This is a genomic window from Streptomyces huasconensis (assembly GCF_021028635.1).
In the GTDB taxonomy this organism is placed as follows: domain Bacteria; phylum Actinomycetota; class Actinomycetes; order Streptomycetales; family Streptomycetaceae; genus Streptomyces; species Streptomyces huasconensis.
Genome location: NZ_CP086119.1, coordinates 1,185,398 through 1,202,487, shown reverse-complemented (window position 1 = coordinate 1,202,487; position 17,090 = coordinate 1,185,398). Strand labels below are relative to the sequence as shown.

Sequence of the window (17,090 nt, the reverse complement as noted above, 5' to 3'; positions counted from 1 at the left end):
ACCACCGCCGTCGTCCCCTACGCCGACGGGTCACCGCCCGACCGCGCCACCGCCACGGCCACCGCCTCCGGGCGCCCGCGTCGGCTCAGGCCGAGCGCCACGACCCCGATGGCCGTGGCCGCCGCCACGAGCAGCGCGCTCACCCACAGCGGGGAGCGGTAGCCGAGCCCCGCGGAGATCGCGAGGCCGCCGCACCAGGGGCCGAGCGCGCCGCCCACGTTGAACGCGGCCGTGGCGAAGCCGCCGGACAGGGTGGGCGCGTCCGTCGCCGCGTAGAGGGCCTGTGTGATCAAGGTGGAGCCGACGGCGAACGACAACGCCCCCTGGACGAGCACCAGGACGAGTACCGTCACGGGGGACCCGGCGGTCACCGCGCACAGGACCCAGCCGGTGAGCAGCGCGAGCGACCCGCACACCAGCAGCGGCACGGGCCGCGCGTCGGCGGCTCGGCCGCCCAGGCCGACGCCGACGAACGAACCGATGCCGAAGAGCGCGAGCACCACCGGCACCCAGCCCGAGCCGAGCCCGGTGACCTCCGTGACCAGCGGCGCCAGGTAGGTGAACGTACAGAACGTCGCGCCGTTCACCAGCGCGCCCAGCAGCAGGGTGAGCAGCAGCCGGGGACCGCGCAGCGCGCGCAGCTCGCCGAGGGCGCTCGGCCCAGCGACATCCGGCGCCCCGGCTGCCCCAGCAGTCCCGGCGGCCCCGCCCGGCACGGCCCGTGCGATCGCGAGGACGGCGGGCACGGAGACCAGGGCCACGGCCCAGAACGCCGAACGCCACCCCCACACCTCGCCGAGCACCGCCCCCGCGGGCACCCCCGCGACACAGGCCGCGGTCACGCCGCCGAGCAGCACCGAGGTGGCGCGCCCCTTGGCGTTCGGTTCGACCATGCCCGCGGCGGTCACCAGCGCGACCGCGAGGAAACCGGCGTTGGCGAGGGCGCCGGCCACGCGCGTCACGAGCAGCACCGCGAAGCTCGTGGTGAGCGCGCCGACGACATGGACCAGCAGGAAGGTCACCAGGAAGGCCGACAGCGCGCGCCGCCGCGAGAAGCGGCGGCTCAGCAGGGCCATCAGCGGCGCGCCGACGACCATGCCCACGGCGAAGGCGGAGGTGAGATGGCCCGCGGACGGGATGGAGACACCCAGGTCCCGGGCGATGTCCGGCACCAGGCCGGAGAGCATGAACTCGGAGGTGCCTTGCGCGAAGACGGCGAGCCCGAGCAGGTAGAGGGCAAAGGGCACAGCGAAACTCCGCAACCACGGTGTGGATCGAACGAAACGATCAGGACACGGGAGCGGTGATCCGGTGGCTGGACGAGCGCGCGGAAGGCGGCGCGTGACGGTCGCGCCAAGGCGACGGAGGCGTCAGTAACACGGCGACGAGGGCGTCAGTGCGACGGCGCGGGAAGCCACCGGACGACCGGTGGCGGGAGTCTGTCGGACTCGGGGCTGGACATGGTGCGCACGGTAGTCAGACCGTGCGCGCCCCGTCCACCGGTTTACCGGGCGCTGTCGTCCCGGCTCCCGCTCGCGCTCTTCTCGTCGTACGTCGACGTCCCCGCGTCCAGCAGCGGTTCCTGGGTCTTGAGGTGCGGCGGGGCGAACGCGCGCAGCACGTGATAGCCGGTGATGACGACGATCGTGCCGAGGGCGATGCCGCTCAGCTCGAAGTTGTCGGTGAACTTCAGCGAGACGCCGCCGACGCCGATGATGATGCCCGCGGCGGCGGGGACCAGGTTCAGCGGGTTGCGCAGGTCCACCTTGGCGTTGATCCAGATCTGCGCGCCGAGCAGGCCGATCATGCCGTACAGGATGACGGTGATGCCGCCGAGCACACCGCCGGGGATCGCCGCGACGACCGCGCCGAACTTGGGGCAGAGCCCGAACAGCAGCGCGAAGCAGGCCGCCGCCCAGTACGCGGCCGTGGAGTAGACGCGGGTGGCCGCCATCACGCCGATGTTCTCGGAGTACGTCGTGTTGGGCGGGCCGCCGACCGCCGTGGAGAGCATGGAGGCGGCGCCGTCGGCGGAGATCGCCGTGCCGAGCCTGTCGTCGAGGTCGTCGCCGGTCATCTCGCCGACGGCCTTGACGTGGCCCGCGTTCTCCGCGACCAGCGCGATGACGACGGGCAGCGCCACGAGGATCGCCGACCACTCGAAGCTCGGGGCGTGGAAGGAGGGCAGCCCGATCCAGTCGGCCTTGCCGACGGCGGACAGGTCGAGGCGCCAGTGGTCGACGACCTTGCCGGAGCCATCCGCCGAGTGGATCTTGCCGAAGACCTGGTCGAAGACCCAGGAGACGCCGTAGCCGAAGATGAGGCCGAGGAAGATCGCGATGCGTGACCAGAAGCCGCGCAGGCACACCACGGCCAGCCCGGTGAACAGCATCACGAGCAGCGCCGTCCACTGGTCCTGCGGCCAGTACGTCGACGCGGTGACCGGCGCCAGATTGAAGCCGATCAGCATGACGACCGCGCCGGTCACGATCGGCGGCATCGCGGCGTGGATGACCCGCGCCCCGAACTTCTGCACCGCGAGGCCCACCAGGAACAGCGCGGCGCCGACGACGAAGACGGCGCCGGTGACCGTCGCGCTGGAGCCGCCCTGCGCGCGGATCACCGCGGCCACGCCCACGAAGGAGAGCGAGCAGCCCAGGTAGCTCGGCACCCGGCCGCGCGTGGCGAGCAGGAAGATGACGGTCGCGACACCCGACATCATGATGGCGAGATTCGGGTCAAGACCCATCAAAACGGGCGCGACGAAAGACGCGCCGAACATGGCCACGACGTGCTGCGCCCCGAGCCCGAACGTCCGCGGCCACGAGAGGCGCTCGTCGGGGCGGACGACCGCGCCGGGGGCGGGGGTGCGGCCGTCGCCGTGGAGTTTCCAGCGCACGCCGAGGTCCATGGTGAGTGTCGCTTTCTGTGCGCCGGGCCGGGCCGGTTTCTGACTGCGCGTGGCCCGAATTGATCGACGCCATGTTAATGCGACATCAGTACGCCTTCGGCCCGCGTCAGCGCGACCTCTCCTCGGTCGGCCGCGGGCTCTGCGGCCGCGCCGCCTTGCGGCCGTTCGTCCGCAGCACCCCCGCGAAGACCGCGAGACCGAACGCGAGCAGCGTCACCAGGCCGAAGGAGGTCACCAGGCTCGTCGCGTCCGCCAGCGTCCCGATCGCCGACGGCGCGATCAGGCCGGAGGTGTACGTGATGGTGGCGACGCCCGCGATGGCCTGGCTGGGGTTCGGGCCGCTGCGCCCCGCCGCGGCGAACGCCAGCGGCACCACGACGGCGATGCCGAGACCGAGCAGCGCGAAGCCGCCCATGGCCATGACGGGGTGGGAGGCGAGCACCACCAGCAGCCCGCCGAGCGCCGCGAGCACCCCGCCGACCCGCACCGTGCGCACCGCGCCGAACCGGTTCACCACCGCGTCGCCCGCGAGCCGCGCCACGGCCATGGTGAGCGTGAAGCCGGTGGTGGACGCGGCGGCGACACCGGCCGAGGAGTCCAGGACGTCCCGCAGATAGACCGCCGACCAGTCCAGGCTGGCGCCCTCCGCGAAGACCGCGCAGAAGCCGACGGCACCGATGAGCAGCGCCGACTTGGGCGGCAGCGAGAACCGCGGCGGCACCTCCTCCTCCGGCGTGGCCTGGAGGTCGAGCACGCCCTGGCAGGCGGCGAGGCCGAGCGCGGTGAGCGCCGCGGCGGCCAGCGCGTGGTGCAGCCGGGCGTCCGAGCCCAGGTGGGCGGCGACGGTGCCGGCGGCGGAGCCGATCAGGGCGCCGACGCTCCACATGCCGTGCAGGCCCGACATGATCGACTTCTTCATGCGGGTCTCGGTCTCGACGCCGAGCGCGTTCATCGCCACGTCCGACATGCCGGACGTCGCCCCGTACACGAAGAGGGCCGCGCAGAGCGTGAGCAGGTTCGGCGCGAGCGAGGGCAGGATCAGGGAGAGCGTCCACAGCGTGAGGAGTCCGCGCAGCGCGTTGCGGGCGCCGAAGCGGTGGCTGATCCGGCTCGCGAGCGGCATCGCGACGGAGGCGCCGATCGCGGGGAAGGCGAGCGCGAGGCCGAGCATGCCCGCGCTGACCGAGGCGTGCTCCTGAATCCACGGCACGCGGGTCGCGAAGGAGCCGGTGACGGCGCCGTGGACACAGAAGACGGCGGCCACGGCGATCCGCGCGCGCCGCAGCCGGCTCTTGTCGTAGACCACTTCACTCATTCCGTCCGCCCCTCCCGAGGTGGCTCTCGTCAGCGCGGGTGTGCCCCGCACGACGCGGGTGTGCTCCGATACGGCGCGTAAACTATCAGGAACCCTGCCTGATAAATAGAAGGCCGTTGTGGAAGGATTCCCGGCATGCCTGCCTCACCCAGTACCGCCCGGGCCATCAATGACCGGCTCGCGCTGGGCCTCCTGCAGAGCGAAGGACCCCTGACCGCGAATCAGCTGAAGCAGCTCACCGGCCTCTCCCGGCCCTCCGTGGCCGACCTCGTCGAACGCCTCCAGGGGTCCGGGCTCGTCGCCGTCGTCGGTGAGGCGGGGGCCCGGCGGCGCGGACCGAACGCCCGGCTCTACGGCATCGTCGCCGACCGGGCCCACCTCGCCGCGCTCGACGTACGCACCGACAGCGTCTCCGTCGTCGTGACCGACCTGCTCGGCGCGGTGCTCGCCGAGGCGTCCGCGCCCATCGGCGGCGACACCGCGACCGCGGTGGAGAGCGCCCTCACCCTCGTCGAGGGCACCGCGCGCGAGGGCGGCGCCCAGCGGCTGCACACCGTCGGCATCGGCGCGCCGGGCCTCATTGACCCGGCCACCGGCGACCTGCACGACACCACCTCGCTGCCCGCCTGGCACCGCGCTCTCGCCGGCGCCCTCCAGGAGCGGCTCGGCGCGCGCGTCCTGGTGGAGAACGAGACCAACCTCGCGGCCCGCGCCGAACAGCGGGACGGCGCCGCGCGCGACCGGGAGACGTTCGTGCTGCTCTGGCTCGGCGAGGGGGTGGGAGCGGCTGTCGTACTCGACGGCGTGCTGCGCAGGGGCGCTTCCGGCGGTACCGGGGAGATCGGCTTCCTGCCGGTGCCGGGCACGGGCTCCCTGCCGTCCGCCACCGGCTGCGAGGGCGGCTTCCACTCGCTGGCCTGCGCCGCGGCCCTCCACGCGCTCGGCGCCGAGCACGGCCTCGGGGCGCCGGGCAGGTCCGCGGCCGATCTGGTGCGGCACGCGGTCCAGGCGCGGGAGGACGCCTTCCTGGACGCCGTCGCCGACCGCGTGGCCATCGGTGCCGCCGCGATGGCCGCGATCCTCGACCCCGGGTGCGTCGTGCTCGGCGGCGAGGTGGGCCGCGCGGGCGGCGCCGCGCTCGCCGCCCGCGTCGAGCAGCGCGTCACCGCCATGTCACCGCTGCGCACGGAGGTCCGCGCGAGCGCGCTCGGCGGCCCGGCGGTGTCACGCGGCGCGCTGCTCGCCGCCATGGACGCGGCCCAGGACGACCTGTTCGGCCCGCCGCCCGGCTGCTGAAGCAGCGGGACGGCGGGCCGAAGTCAGGAGGGAAGCGGTCGGCAGGCGTCAGCAGGCGCCGAGGTCCTGCCACACCCCCCACTGGCCGCCGGCGCCGGGCTCCTCGCCCTTCGTCCACCACTTGGCCTTCCAGGTGCGGGACTTGTGGGAGACGGTCGCCCCGGAGCCGTACTCGGCCGAGGAGTTCCACGCGGGCGCCGTGCACGTGCCGGGCGGCGTGGGCGGGTCGGTCGGCCCCGGCGGGTCCGTCGGCCCGGTGCCCGGGCCCGGCTCGACGACCGTGGTGCCGCGCGCCAGGTCACCGGCGAGCGCGTACGTGGTGCCGCTGATGTTCACCGTCCAGTTCCACGGGGTGGACACCGGCAGGTAGTAGTTGAAGGAGAGGTCCACGGACGCGCCGGGTGCCAGTGACTGCCAGGCCGGGAGCTTCAGCGAGACCCGGTGGAAGTCACCCTTCAGGCCGCCGACATTGCTGCCCGTGTGGTCGCTGCTGATCACCTTCGTACCGAAGCCGGACTGGTCGGAGGCGTTGCCCGGCGCCGAGGTGGAGTAGTCGAACTGGAACTCGGTGCCGCCCGGCAGCGCCGTCTTCGTGTTGTTGGTGATCTTCACCTTGGGCGTGATCGGGTAGTTGGAGTCGCCGAGCTTGAAGTCGCCGAACTCCACACCGATGTCCACGGCCTTGGTGGGCATCTCCTTGTTCGCGACCTTCGCGCCGTAGGGCTTGGCGGTCTTGAACTTGTCGTGCATCAAAGAGGTGAGCGTGTCGCCCATCTCGTACTGGCCCTTGGCGGCGTTCCAGTCGTAGTCGCCCGCCATCTCCCAGACCATCGTGCCGCCGATGCCCCGGTCGACCACGTAGTCGGCCTTCTTCGCCACCGACTCCTCGTCCTCCGTCGACAGGAAGACCTTCTTGTCCGCGTTCCACAGCCAGGGCGCGACCAGCGTGGAGCTGTACTTGCGGGCGTAGGTGCCGGTCAGCTTGGTGTCGGCGGGGAAGCCGTACTTGGTGACGTAGTCGCCGACGATGCCCTTCTCCAGGTTCTTGGCGTGCCACATCGGGTTGGAGCCCGCCGGGGACTCCTTGCCGTTGTCGTCCTTGTCGTGCCAGAGGTTGTCGATGCCGACCGCGCCGTCACCGCACTTGGTCAGCCCGGACCCGGCCGGACAGCTGCTCGCCGCCGCCTTGCCCCACAGCCCGTCGGTGCCGCCCTGCACGTTCTTGTGGCCGCGCGTGTAGTACGGCAGGCCGATGTTGATGCGTCCGGCGGGCATCGAGCCGCGGAAGTAGTGGTAGGCCCAGTCGGTGTTCAGATAGCCGATGCCGCCGTACTGCTGGCTGCCGTAGACACCCGCGGCCGCCAGCTCGGCGTCCTTGCCGTCGTCGAAGAGGGAGGCGTTCGGACCGACGTACTCGTTCCAGGCGCCGTGCAGGTCGTACGACATGATGTTGACGTAGTCCAGGTACTTCTGGACCTGGAAGGTCTCCATGCCGCGCAGCAGATACCCGGACGAGGGGGCCGCCACGGTCAGCATGTAGTGCTTGCCGTCGGCCGCGCCCGCCCTGTCGAGCTTCTCGCGCAGGGCCTTCATCAGCGCCGCGTAGCCCTTGACCAGGCCGCCGCGCCGGGCGTTGGAGATCGGGAAGTCGGCCGGGTGGCCCGCGTCCTTCATCGACGTCGGGTACTCGTAGTCGATGTCGACGCCGTTGAAGCCGTACTTCTTGATGAAGGCGACCGCGGAGTCGGCGAAGGTGTTGATGCCCGCCTGGTTCACCGAGCCGTCGGCGTTGGTGGCCATCGAGTAGAAGCCGCCCGAGCCGACGCGCTTGCCGTCGTCACCGAAGTAGCCGCCCGTCTCGGCCCAACCGCCCACCGAGATCAGCGTCTTGACGTCCGGGTGCTGCTTCTTGAACTTGTTCAGCAGGTTGAAGTGGCCCTTGTAGGGCAGCGCCGGGTCCATCTCGGCGCCCGCGACGCCCGGCCACGTCATGCCGGTGGCGGGGTTCTTCTCGCCGTCGGAGCCGACGGAGACCTTGTTGTCCTTGTCGACGTGCGCGAAGGCGTAGTTGATGTGGGTGACCTTGTCCCAGGGGATGTCCGGGGCGAGGTAGGCGGGCTCGCCGTTCTTGCCGGTGCGCCAGCCCGTGAAGTAGCCGATGACGCGCCGCTGGTGGTCGGCGCCCATCTTCTCGCGGCCCGCGCTGTCGTAGGCGGAGCAGTAGGGGACGTCCACGCCGGGCGTCTTGTAGAGGCCGTCGGGGCGACAGGCCGCGTGGTCGGCGGACGCGTCGCGGGCGGACGCCTCGTCGGCGGCGTGCGAGACGCCGCCGGAGACGAGGTCGAGCAGCATTCCGGCGACGGCGGCGCCGGACGCGAACAAGGTGGATCTTGCGCGGTCGAGGGACGGCAAGGGGGCCTCCAGAGCGGTGTGGAGCGCGGACGGGGCGGGACGGCACAGCCGGTGCGAAGGTGGGGCGTTCCGGGGCCCGGTGTGCGCACACCGTCGGCTCCGGTTCCTCGGAGGTGACGCAGACGTTAAGAGGACTAGACCAGTCGGTCAATAGGTACGGACCAAGTTGTTGAACGGAAGATCGCCTGCCGTCGCCTGGTTGCGAGCCACCCGCCGCTGATATGAGCCATCCGCCGTTGCTGTGAGCCAGCCCACAGTCGACCGCCCGCCTGGCCGTCGATCAGACGTGGCAGACTGACCACGTACCAGAAGCAGCGCACTCCGGGGTCGGTGTAATTCCGAACCGGCGGTTACAGTCCGCGACCCGGCCGCCTCCAGCGGCCGGTTGACCAGGTGAAATTCCTGGACCGACGGTGAAAGTCCGGATGGGAGGCAGTGCGCGGCGGGCGGGCATCCTTGCACGCCGTCGTAGTGGCTTGTTCCTGGCTCAGGCCAGGAGTGGTTCCTGGGATCTCCCGGGGACAGGTGTCCTTCGGCGTCGGCGTCGCTCCCGATGTCGTCGTCCGTCGTCCGTCCATGGCGTTCGCCATCGACAGCCCCGGAGTCCGTGCCCGAAGAGGCAGGAGGACCCGGTGGCCACCGCCGCAGCCGAAGCAGCCGCCATGCGGCGCGCCGTCACACTCGCCGCGCGCGGACTCGGCTCCACCAGCCCCAACCCCGTCGTCGGCTGCGTCGTCCTCGACGCGTCCGGCGAGGCCGTCGGCGAGGGCTGGCACCAGCGGGCCGGGGGTCCGCACGCCGAAGTGCACGCCCTGCGCGCGGCGGGCGACAAGGCACGGGGCGGCACCGCCCTCGTCACCCTGGAGCCCTGCAACCACACCGGCCGCACCGGTCCGTGCGCGCAGGCCCTCATCGACGCCGGGATCGCCCGCGTGGTCTACGCCGTCGCCGACCCCAATCCGGACGCGACCGGGGGCGCGCAGACCTTGCGCACGGCCGGGATCTCCGTCGAGCAGGGACTCCTGGAGGCGGAGGCCGCCGAGGGGAACGCCGCCTGGCTCACCTCCGTGCGGCTCGGCCGCCCCCACGTCACCTGGAAGTACGCCGCCACGCTCGACGGCCGCATCGCCGCCGCCGACGGCACCAGCCGCTGGATCACCTCCGCCGAGTCCCGCGCCGACGTGCACCGGCTGCGCGCCGAGTGCGACGCCGTCGTCGTCGGCTCCGGCACCCAGCGCGCCGACGACCCGCACCTCGCCGCGCGCGTCGTCGCAGACACGGAAGCAGCCGCCGTGCAGCCCCTGCGGGTCGTCGTCGACACGAACGGCACCGCCGTCACGCCCGGCGCCCGCGTCCTGGACGACGCGGCCCCGACCCTGATCGCCGTCGCCGACGACGCGACACCCGCGTACGAAGGCGAGGGCGACGGCGACGGCGTGCAGACCGTCCGGCTGCCGCGCGCCGCGGAGGGCGGGTTGGACATTCCAACCCTGCTCGCCGTGCTGCACGCGCGTGGCGTGCGTTCCGTCCTCCTCGAAGGCGGTCCCACGCTCGCCGGGGCCTTCGTCGCCGCCGGTGCCGTCGACCGCGTCATCGGCTACCTCGCCCCCGTCCTGCTGGGCGCGGGCCCCGCCGCCCTGGCCGGTGGCGGAATCACGACCATCACCGAAGCGTTGCGGCTCGACGTGAGCGAGACCGTCCGCCTCGGACCCGATCTGCGCGTCACCGCGACCCTCGTAACGAAGGAGCACTGAAGTGTTCACCGGAATCGTCGAAGAGCTGGGCGAGATCACCGCCGTCGAGAACCTCCCCGACGCCTCCCGGTTCCGCCTGCGCGGCCCCGTCGTCACCGAGGGCGCCAAGCACGGCGACTCCATCGCCGTCAACGGCGTGTGTCTGACGGTCGTGGAGCACGAGGGCGACGAGTTCACCGCCGACGTGATGGCCGAGACCCTCAAGCGCTCCAGCCTCGGCGCGCTCACGGTCGGCTCCCGCGTCAACCTGGAGCGCCCCACCTCGGTCGGCGCGCGGCTCGGCGGACACATCGTGCAGGGCCACGTCGACGGAACCGGCACGATCGTCGCCCGCGAGCCCTCCGAGAACTGGGAGATCGTCAAGGTCTCCCTCCCGGCCGAACTCTCCCGCTACGTCGTGGAGAAGGGTTCCATCACGGTCGACGGCGTCAGCCTCACCGTGGTCGACGCGGGCCCCGACTTCTTCACCGTCAGCCTCATCCCCACCACCCTCGCGCTGACCACGCTCGGCATCAAGCAGCCCGGCGACCCGGTCAACCTCGAGGTCGACATCATCGCCAAGTACGTGGAGCGCCTCCTCGGCGACCGCGTCCAGCAGCAGGAGGCCACCAAGTGAACTGGCTCAACTCCGAGGCGTTCACAGCCTTCGACCAGCACATCATGTGGTCCGACATGATCGGCAACACCGTCGGCCTCATCGCCCTCGCCCTCGGCTGGCGGCGCTCGATATGGACCTGGCCCGCCCAGCTCCTCTCCGGCGTCATCCTCGTCGCCGCGTACGCCTCCGCACAGCTGTCCGGCGGCGTCGGCAAGCAGCTCCTCGTCATCGGCGTCGCGCTGTGGGGCTGGCGGCTGTGGACCCGCGGCAGGCAGCAGGCGCAGGACGGCTCCATCGCCATCCGCTTCGCGACCTGGAAGGAGCGGGGCGTCCTCCTCGCGGGCACCGCCGTCGGCACGCTCGCGGTCGGCGCGCTGTTCACCGCCGTCCCCTCGCTGTCCTGGAACCCCTGGCCGGACGCCTACATCTTCGTCGGCACGCTCGCCGCGATGGTCGCCCAGGCCCGCGGCCTCGTCGAGTTCTGGTTCGCCTGGCTGCTCGTCGACGTGGTCGGCGTGCCGCTCGCCTTCAGCAGCGGCCTGGCCTTCTCCGGCCTCGTCTACGTCGTCTACCTCGCCCTCGTCCTGTGGGGCATGCGCGACTGGTGGCTGCGCTCCCGCGCGGCGGCCTCTCAGCCCGTCATGGAAGGAGCCCCGGCATGACAACGGCACCTGTCTGGTACAGCACCGCCCTCAACGAGGACACTTCGGACCTCTCCCTCGACCCGGTGGAGCAGGCCGTCCGCGACATCGCGGCCGGCCGGCCCGTCGTGGTCGTCGACGACGAGGACCGCGAGAACGAGGGCGACCTCGTCATCGCCGCCGAGAAGGCGACCCCCGAGATCGTCGCCTTCATGATGAGCGAGTGCCGCGGCCTGATCTGCGCCCCCATGGAGGCAGAGGAACTCGACCGGCTGCGGCTGCCGCAGATGGTCGAGAACAACACCGAGTCGATGAGCACGGCCTTCACCGTCTCCGTCGACGCCTCCGCCGCGCACGGCGTCACCACCGGCATCTCCGCCGACGACCGCGCCACCACCCTGCGGCTCCTCGCGGGCGGCGCGGCCACGGCCGACGACTTCGTGCGCCCCGGGCACATCTTCCCGCTGCGCGCCCGCTCCGGCGGCGTCCTCGCCCGCAACGGCCACACCGAGGCCGCCGTCGACCTCGCCCGTCTCGCGGGCCTGCGCCCCGCCGGCGCCATCGTGGAGATCGCGGGCGAGGACGGCAAGATGCTCCGCCTGCCGGAGCTGATCCCCTTCGCCCGCAAGCACGGCCTGACGATCATCTCCATCGAGGACCTGATCGCCTACCGCCGCTCCTCGGAGCCCACCGTCCGCCGCGAGGCCGAGGTCAGGCTGCCCACCGCCTTCGGCGACTTCACCGCGTACGGCTACCGCTCCACCGTCGACGGCGTCGAACACGTCGCCCTCGTCCACGGCGACATCGGCGAGGGCGAGGACGTCCTCGCCCGGCTGCACTCCGAGTGCCTCACCGGCGACGTCTTCCACTCACTGCGCTGCGACTGCGGACCCCAGCTGGAGGCGTCCATGCGGCGCATCACCGAGGAGGGCCGCGGCGTCGTCGTCTACCTCCGCGGCCACGAGGGGCGCGGCATCGGCCTGCTCTCCAAACTGCGGGCGTACGAACTCCAGGAGCGCGGCAGCGACACCCTCGACGCCAACCTCGAACTCGGCCTGCCCGCCGACGCCCGCGACTACGGCGCGGGCGCCCGCATCCTGGACGACCTCGGCGTGCGGGGCGTACGGCTGATGACCAACAACCCCGACAAGGTCGACGCCGTCCTGCGGCACGGCCTGAAGGTCACCGCCCGCGAGCCGATGCCCGTCACGGCCGGCGAGCACAACCTCCGCTACCTGCGCACCAAGCGGGACCGGATGGGCCACGACCTGCCCTGGCTGGACGCCCCCGGTGTCTCCGCCTGCGGCAACCAGTAACCACCCACCCCCGTCATCGGGAACCGAATCCGAGAACCGAAGGAGAAGCGCGTGAGCGGCAAGGGCGCACCCGAACTGAGCGTGAAGAACTGCGGAGACCTGCGGGTCGCGGTGATCGCCGCGCAGTGGCACCAGAAGGTCATGGACGGCCTCGTCGACGGCGCCCTGCGCGCCCTGAACGAACTCGGCATCAGCGAGCCGACCGTCCTGCGCGTGCCGGGCAGCTTCGAGCTGCCGGTCGTCGCGAAGGTCCTCGCCGGACGCGGCTACGACGCGATCGTGGCGCTCGGCGTCGTCATCCGCGGCGGCACCCCGCACTTCGAGTACGTGTGCCAGGGCGTCACGCAGGGCCTCACCCAGGTCTCCGTCGACACCGGCGTCCCGGTCGGCTTCGGCGTGCTGACCTGCGACACCGAGGAGCAGGCCCTGGACCGCGCGGGCATCGAGGGCTCCAGCGAGGACAAGGGGCACGAAGCGGTCACCGCGGCCGTGGCCACCGCCACCACGCTCCGTACCGTCTCCGAGCCCTGGCGCTGAGCGGGTCCGGGCGGGCGCGTAGAGTGAACGGCATCATGTCCAAGAAGACTTTCGAGGAGCTCTTCACCGAGCTCCAGCACAAGGCCGCCCACGGCGACCCCACGACCTCCCGCACCGCCGAGCTGGTCGACAAGGGCGTCCATGCCATCGGCAAGAAGGTCGTCGAGGAGGCCGCCGAAGTCTGGATGGCCGCCGAGTACGAGGGCAAGGAAGCAGCCGCCGAGGAGATCTCGCAGCTGCTCTACCACGTCCAGGTGATGATGGTCGCCCGCGGCATCTCCCTCGACGACGTCTACGCCCACCTCTGAGCCGTACACCAGCCGAACCAGCTCCACACCCCATCACACGAAGGAAGCCCGCCTCATGCTGCGCATCGCCGTCCCCAACAAGGGTTCACTGTCCGGACCTGCGTCGGCGATGCTCCATGAGGCCGGTTACCAGCAGCGCAAGGAGTCCAAGGAACTCGTCCTCGTCGACCCCGAGAACGAGGTCGAGTTCTTCTACCTCCGGCCCAAGGACATCGCGATCTACGTCTCGGGCGGCAAGCTGGACATCGGCATCACCGGCCAGGACCTGCTGGTCGACTCCGGCGCCGACGCCGAGGTGATCCTTCCGCTCGGCTTCGCCCGCTCCACCTTCCGCTTCGCCGCCAAGCCGGGCACGGCCACCGGCATCGAGGACCTCGCGGGCAAGACCGTCGCCACGTCCTACGAGGGCATCGTCGCCAAGCACCTCGCCGACCACGGCGTCGCCGCCTCCGTCGTCCACCTCGACGGAGCCGTGGAGACCGCCATCGAGCTGGGCGTCGCCCAGGTCATCGCGGACGTCGTGGAGACCGGCACCTCCCTGCGCAACGCGGGCCTGGAGGTCTTCGGCGAGCCGATCATGAAGTCCGAGGCGGTCGTCATCCGGCGCACCGGCGCCGACGGCGACGACGAGAAAGTCCAGCAGTTCCTGCGCCGCCTCCAGGGCGTCCTGGTCGCCCGGTCGTACGTGATGATGGACTACGACTGCCGTGCCGAGCACCTGGAGCGGGCCGTCGCGCTCACCCCGGGCCTCGAATCGCCGACGATCTCCCCGCTGCACAACGAAGGCTGGGTGGCCGTCCGCTCCATGGTCCCCGCCAAGGAGGCGCAGCGCGTCATGGACGACCTGTACGCCCTCGGGGCGCGGGCCATCCTCACCACCGCCATCCACGCATGTCGTCTCTGAACCGGCAGAAGGACCCGCTCGTGTCCGAACTTCCCGCTCTCCCCGCTCTCCCCGTCACGTTCCGGCCGAAGCGGACCAGGGCGGTGCTGCTCGGCGCGGGCGCGGCGATGTTCGTCGTCCTCACCGTGATCTCCCTCCTGCTGCCCACGCTCAGCCCGGGGGAGCGGACCAGCTTCATCTTCACCGGCGCCCTGCTCCTCGGCGTGCTCATGCTGCTCAGCAGGCCGAAGGTCGTCGCGGACGACTCCGGGGTCACCGTCGTCAACATCGCGAGCAGCCGCCGCCTGGCCTGGGCCGAGATCGTCCAGGTCACCCTGCGCCCCGGCGACCCCTGGGTCTTCCTCAACCTCAGCGACGGCACCAGCCTGGCCGCTCTCGGCATCCAGCCGGGCATCGCACGGGAGCAGGCCGTCGCCGACGCCAAGGCCCTCCGTGCCCTCGTGGACGCCCGTACGCCGCAAGGGGACTGACGTTCCGCGTCGCGTCTTGATTAATCTGGGGGCGGGGCGCGCCCGGTGTGCCGCCCCGCCCCTGACGGGCCCGCCCGGCCCCCAGGGGCTCCTGCTATCCGAGGAGTGACTCCCTCCGGCGATGGACGGATCGTCCTGTAGTACCTGCGCCGCCCTCTCCCGACAGACCGGGACCGGCACGACCGGAGAGGCGGCGGCATGACAGTCCCCCTGCTGCTTCTCGGGGCGGCATTCCTGCTCATTCTCGCCAACGGCTTCTTCGTGGCGGCCGAATTCGGCCTCGTCACCGTCGAGCGGCCCGACGCGGAGAAGGCCGCGGCCGACGGCGACCGCCGGGCCCGCACGGTGGTCGCCGCCCTCAAGGAGCTGTCCTTCCAGCTCTCCGGCACCCAGCTCGGCATCACCCTCACCTCGCTCGTCGTCGGCATGCTCGCCGAACCGGCCCTCGCGCACCTGCTCGCGGGCCCGTTCACGGCGATCGGCGTCCCCGACGGTGCCGTCGGCGGTGTCTCCGTGATGGTCGGCATGCTGCTCGCCTCCGCCGTGCAGATGGTCATCGGTGAACTGGTGCCCAAGAACTGGGCGGTCTCCAGGCCGCTCCAGGTCGCGCGGTTCGTCGCGGGCCCGCAGCACGTCTTCGCGCGCCTCTTCCGCCCCGTGATCGCCCTCCTGAACGCCGTGGCCAACCGGCTGGTGCGCGCCCTCGGCGTCGAGCCCGCCGAGGAGCTGGCCTCGGCCCGCACCCCCGGCGAACTGGTCTCCCTGGCCCGGCACTCGGCGCAGGCCGGTGCCCTGGAGCAGGGCACCGCCGACCTGTTCGTCCGGACCCTGTCCACCCTCTCCCTCGGCGAGCTGACCGCGCAGCACGTCATGACGCCGCGCGTGAAGGTCAGCGCCCTGCAGTCCTCGGCGACCGCCGAGGACGTGGTGAACCTGACGCGCGCCACCGGCCTGTCCCGCTTCCCGGTCTACCGCGAGCGGATCGACGAGGTCGTCGGCGTGGTGCACCTCAAGGACGCCCTCGCGGTGCCCGCCACCGACCGGCTGCGCACCCCGGTGAGCCGCATCGCCCAGGCCCCGCTCCTCGTCCCCGAGACGCTGCCCGTGCAGCCGCTCCTGGCGCGCCTGCGCAGCGAGCAGCCCATGGCCGTCGTCGTCGACGAGTACGGCGGCACCGCCGGGGTGGTCACCCTGGAGGACATCGTCGAGGAACTCGTCGGCGAAGTGCGCGACGAGCACGACCTCCTCGACGTGCCCGAGCTGTGCCCCGTGCCGCCCGAGGACGGCAGGCCCGCCTGGGACGCCGACGGCAGCTGCCGCGTCGACACGCTGCGGCGCATAGGACTCGACGTACCCGAAGGGCCCTACGAGACCGTGGCGGGCCTCGTCGCCGACCTCCTCGGCCGCATCCCGGCCCCCGGCGACCGGGCGGAACTGCCCGGCTGGCGGCTCTCGGTGCGCCAGGTCGGACACAACCGCGCCGAGCGGGTCAGGATCGCCAGGACGGCCGACACCCCCGCGCTCGCGGAGGCGGGCCGATGAGTCTGCTCCAACTGCTCTTCGCCCTCCTGCTGGTGCTCGCCAACGGCTTCTTCGTCGGCGCCGAGTTCGCCCTCGTGTCCGTACGCCGCAGCCAGATCGAGCCCCTGGACACCAAGCGGGCCCGCCAGGTCCTGTACGGGCTCGAACACCTGCCGCAGATGATGGCGGCCGCCCAATTCGGCATCACCGTCTGCTCGCTGACGCTCGGCGCCGTCGCCGAGCCGACCGTGGCCCATCTTCTGGAGCCGCTCTTCCACGCGGTCCACCTGCCCGAGGGTGTGATCCACCCCCTCGGCTACGTGATCGCGCTCGCCGTCGTCGTCTTCCTGCACCTCGTCATCGGCGAGATGGTCCCGAAGAACCTCGCGATGGCAGCCCCTGAGAAGACCGCGCTCTGGTTCAGCCCGGGCCTGGTCGCCTTCGCCCGGCTGTGCCGGCCGGTGACGGTGGCGCTCGGGGCGTGCGCCCACGTCGTCCTCAAGCTCTTCGGGGTGGAGCCCAAGGACGAGGTCGAGGCGGTCTTCACCAGCGAACAGCTCAACCGCCTCGTGGAGGACTCCGGCCAGGCGGGCCTGCTCGACCCCGAGGAGCAGGAGCGCCTGGAGGACGCCCTGGAGCTGGGCTCGCGCCCGGTGACGGACGTCCTCCTCGACCCCGCCTCCCTGGTGACGGTGGGCGCCTCGGTCACCCCGGCGCAGGTCGTCGAGCTGACCGGGCGCACCGGCTTCTCCCGCTTCCCGGTCCGCGCGGAGAACGGCGCCTTCATGGGCTACCTCCACGTCAAGGACGTACTGGACCTGGAGGAGACCGACCGGGCCGTGCCCCAGCAGGTCTGGCGCCCGATGACGACGCTGCGGGCGGAGCTGCCGCTCGACGACGTCCTGACCGTGATGCGGCGCGCCGCGACCCATCTGGCGCAGGTCGCCGACGCCTCGGGCAGGGTGCTCGGCCTGGTCGCCCTGGAGGACGTACTCGAACTCCTGGTCGGCGAGGTCCGCGACCCGGCGCACCGCGTGGCGGTGCCCCGCAGAGCGCGGGAGACCACGGGCGGCCACGAGCACCTGGACGGCGCCCTCGTCGGGTGAC

General features: G+C 71.9%; 15 protein-coding genes and 1 riboswitch. Of the genes, 11 read left to right on the top strand and 4 right to left on the bottom strand.

Translation table 11 applies throughout. The features are described from left to right. Positions 1–17: 17 nt before the first annotated feature. From J2N69_RS05315 to J2N69_RS05305, 3 genes are all read right to left on the bottom strand, one after another. A complete protein-coding gene (locus J2N69_RS05315; protein ID WP_230899701.1) occupies positions 18–1,247 on the bottom strand; it encodes a Cmx/CmrA family chloramphenicol efflux MFS transporter in 1,230 nt (409 codons plus the stop codon). A gap of 257 nt (positions 1,248–1,504) precedes the next feature. Beyond that, positions 1,505–2,911, bottom strand: coding sequence for a uracil-xanthine permease family protein (locus J2N69_RS05310; protein ID WP_230899700.1), 1,407 nt, complete (start codon positions 2,909–2,911; stop codon positions 1,505–1,507). 106 nt (positions 2,912–3,017) lie between these two features. Then, complete coding sequence (locus tag J2N69_RS05305; protein WP_230899699.1) at positions 3,018–4,226, bottom strand: MFS transporter; 1,209 nt, start codon at positions 4,224–4,226, stop codon at positions 3,018–3,020. 135 nt (positions 4,227–4,361) lie between these two features. On the opposite strand from J2N69_RS05305, the gene J2N69_RS05300 reads away from it, so the two are divergent. Further along, positions 4,362–5,522 carry an ROK family transcriptional regulator gene (locus tag J2N69_RS05300; protein WP_230899698.1) on the top strand — a complete coding sequence of 387 codons (1,161 nt, stop codon included), beginning with the start codon at positions 4,362–4,364 and terminating at the stop codon, positions 5,520–5,522. Between the two features lie 48 nt (positions 5,523–5,570). Here the strand turns inward: J2N69_RS05300 and J2N69_RS05295 are convergent, their stop codons facing one another. After that, a complete protein-coding gene (locus J2N69_RS05295; RefSeq protein WP_408056673.1) occupies positions 5,571–7,934 on the bottom strand; it encodes a chitinase C-terminal domain-containing protein in 2,364 nt (787 codons plus the stop codon). Between the two features lie 312 nt (positions 7,935–8,246). Continuing rightward, positions 8,247–8,377, top strand: a riboswitch (FMN riboswitch). A gap of 219 nt (positions 8,378–8,596) precedes the next feature. Here J2N69_RS05295 and ribD point away from each other — a divergent pair. The 10 genes from ribD (at position 8,597) to J2N69_RS05245 (ending at position 17,089) form a co-directional block, all read left to right on the top strand. Then, positions 8,597–9,688, top strand: coding sequence for a bifunctional diaminohydroxyphosphoribosylaminopyrimidine deaminase/5-amino-6-(5-phosphoribosylamino)uracil reductase RibD (gene ribD / locus J2N69_RS05290; RefSeq protein WP_230904589.1), 1,092 nt, complete (start codon positions 8,597–8,599; stop codon positions 9,686–9,688). Between the two features lies 1 nt (position 9,689). Next, positions 9,690–10,304 carry a riboflavin synthase gene (locus tag J2N69_RS05285; RefSeq protein WP_230899697.1) on the top strand — a complete coding sequence of 205 codons (615 nt, stop codon included), beginning with the start codon at positions 9,690–9,692 and terminating at the stop codon, positions 10,302–10,304. A gap of 44 nt (positions 10,305–10,348) precedes the next feature. Next, a complete protein-coding gene (locus tag J2N69_RS05280; protein WP_205039169.1) occupies positions 10,349–10,948 on the top strand; it encodes a nicotinamide mononucleotide transporter family protein in 600 nt (199 codons plus the stop codon). Beyond that, complete coding sequence (locus tag J2N69_RS05275) at positions 10,945–12,243, top strand: bifunctional 3,4-dihydroxy-2-butanone-4-phosphate synthase/GTP cyclohydrolase II (RefSeq protein ID WP_230899696.1); 1,299 nt, start codon at positions 10,945–10,947, stop codon at positions 12,241–12,243. The genes J2N69_RS05280 and J2N69_RS05275 overlap by 4 nt, the downstream gene beginning before the upstream one ends. Positions 12,244–12,294: 51 nt before the next feature. After that, complete coding sequence (gene ribH, locus J2N69_RS05270) at positions 12,295–12,780, top strand: 6,7-dimethyl-8-ribityllumazine synthase (RefSeq protein ID WP_127908985.1); 486 nt, start codon at positions 12,295–12,297, stop codon at positions 12,778–12,780. A gap of 35 nt (positions 12,781–12,815) precedes the next feature. Beyond that, complete coding sequence (locus J2N69_RS05265; protein ID WP_033275136.1) at positions 12,816–13,088, top strand: phosphoribosyl-ATP diphosphatase; 273 nt, start codon at positions 12,816–12,818, stop codon at positions 13,086–13,088. A 55-nt stretch (positions 13,089–13,143) separates the two neighbouring features. Continuing rightward, on the top strand, positions 13,144–13,992 hold the full coding sequence (gene hisG / locus J2N69_RS05260; protein WP_230899695.1) for an ATP phosphoribosyltransferase: 849 nt from the start codon (positions 13,144–13,146) through the stop codon (positions 13,990–13,992). A gap of 20 nt (positions 13,993–14,012) precedes the next feature. Then, positions 14,013–14,462 carry a PH domain-containing protein gene (locus J2N69_RS05255; RefSeq protein ID WP_391942549.1) on the top strand — a complete coding sequence of 150 codons (450 nt, stop codon included), beginning with the start codon at positions 14,013–14,015 and terminating at the stop codon, positions 14,460–14,462. Between the two features lie 198 nt (positions 14,463–14,660). Continuing rightward, the gene (locus tag J2N69_RS05250) at positions 14,661–16,004 is read left to right on the top strand and encodes a hemolysin family protein (protein ID WP_230899694.1); all 1,344 of its coding nucleotides are present in this window, start codon (positions 14,661–14,663) and stop codon (positions 16,002–16,004) included. Further along, on the top strand, positions 16,001–17,089 hold the full coding sequence (locus J2N69_RS05245; protein WP_230899693.1) for a hemolysin family protein: 1,089 nt from the start codon (positions 16,001–16,003) through the stop codon (positions 17,087–17,089). The genes J2N69_RS05250 and J2N69_RS05245 overlap by 4 nt, the downstream gene beginning before the upstream one ends. The last annotated feature ends 1 nt before the right edge of the window (position 17,090 follow it).

What these genes read in the sequence shown, in the direction of transcription:
- J2N69_RS05310 (WP_230899700.1), bottom strand. Translation starts at nt 2,911, where the DNA reads ATGGACCTCGGCGTGCGCTGGAAACTCCACGGCGACGGCCGCACCCCC.
- J2N69_RS05305 (WP_230899699.1), bottom strand. Translation starts at nt 4,226, where the DNA reads ATGAGTGAAGTGGTCTACGACAAGAGCCGGCTGCGGCGCGCGCGGATC.
- J2N69_RS05300 (WP_230899698.1), top strand. Translation starts at nt 4,362, where the DNA reads ATGCCTGCCTCACCCAGTACCGCCCGGGCCATCAATGACCGGCTCGCG.
- ribD (WP_230904589.1), top strand. Translation starts at nt 8,597, where the DNA reads ATGCGGCGCGCCGTCACACTCGCCGCGCGCGGACTCGGCTCCACCAGC.
- J2N69_RS05280 (WP_205039169.1), top strand. Translation starts at nt 10,349, where the DNA reads ATGTGGTCCGACATGATCGGCAACACCGTCGGCCTCATCGCCCTCGCC.
- J2N69_RS05275 (WP_230899696.1), top strand. Translation starts at nt 10,945, where the DNA reads ATGACAACGGCACCTGTCTGGTACAGCACCGCCCTCAACGAGGACACT.
- J2N69_RS05265 (WP_033275136.1), top strand. Translation starts at nt 12,816, where the DNA reads ATGTCCAAGAAGACTTTCGAGGAGCTCTTCACCGAGCTCCAGCACAAG.
- hisG (WP_230899695.1), top strand. Translation starts at nt 13,144, where the DNA reads ATGCTGCGCATCGCCGTCCCCAACAAGGGTTCACTGTCCGGACCTGCG.
- J2N69_RS05250 (WP_230899694.1), top strand. Translation starts at nt 14,661, where the DNA reads ATGACAGTCCCCCTGCTGCTTCTCGGGGCGGCATTCCTGCTCATTCTC.
- J2N69_RS05245 (WP_230899693.1), top strand. Translation starts at nt 16,001, where the DNA reads ATGAGTCTGCTCCAACTGCTCTTCGCCCTCCTGCTGGTGCTCGCCAAC.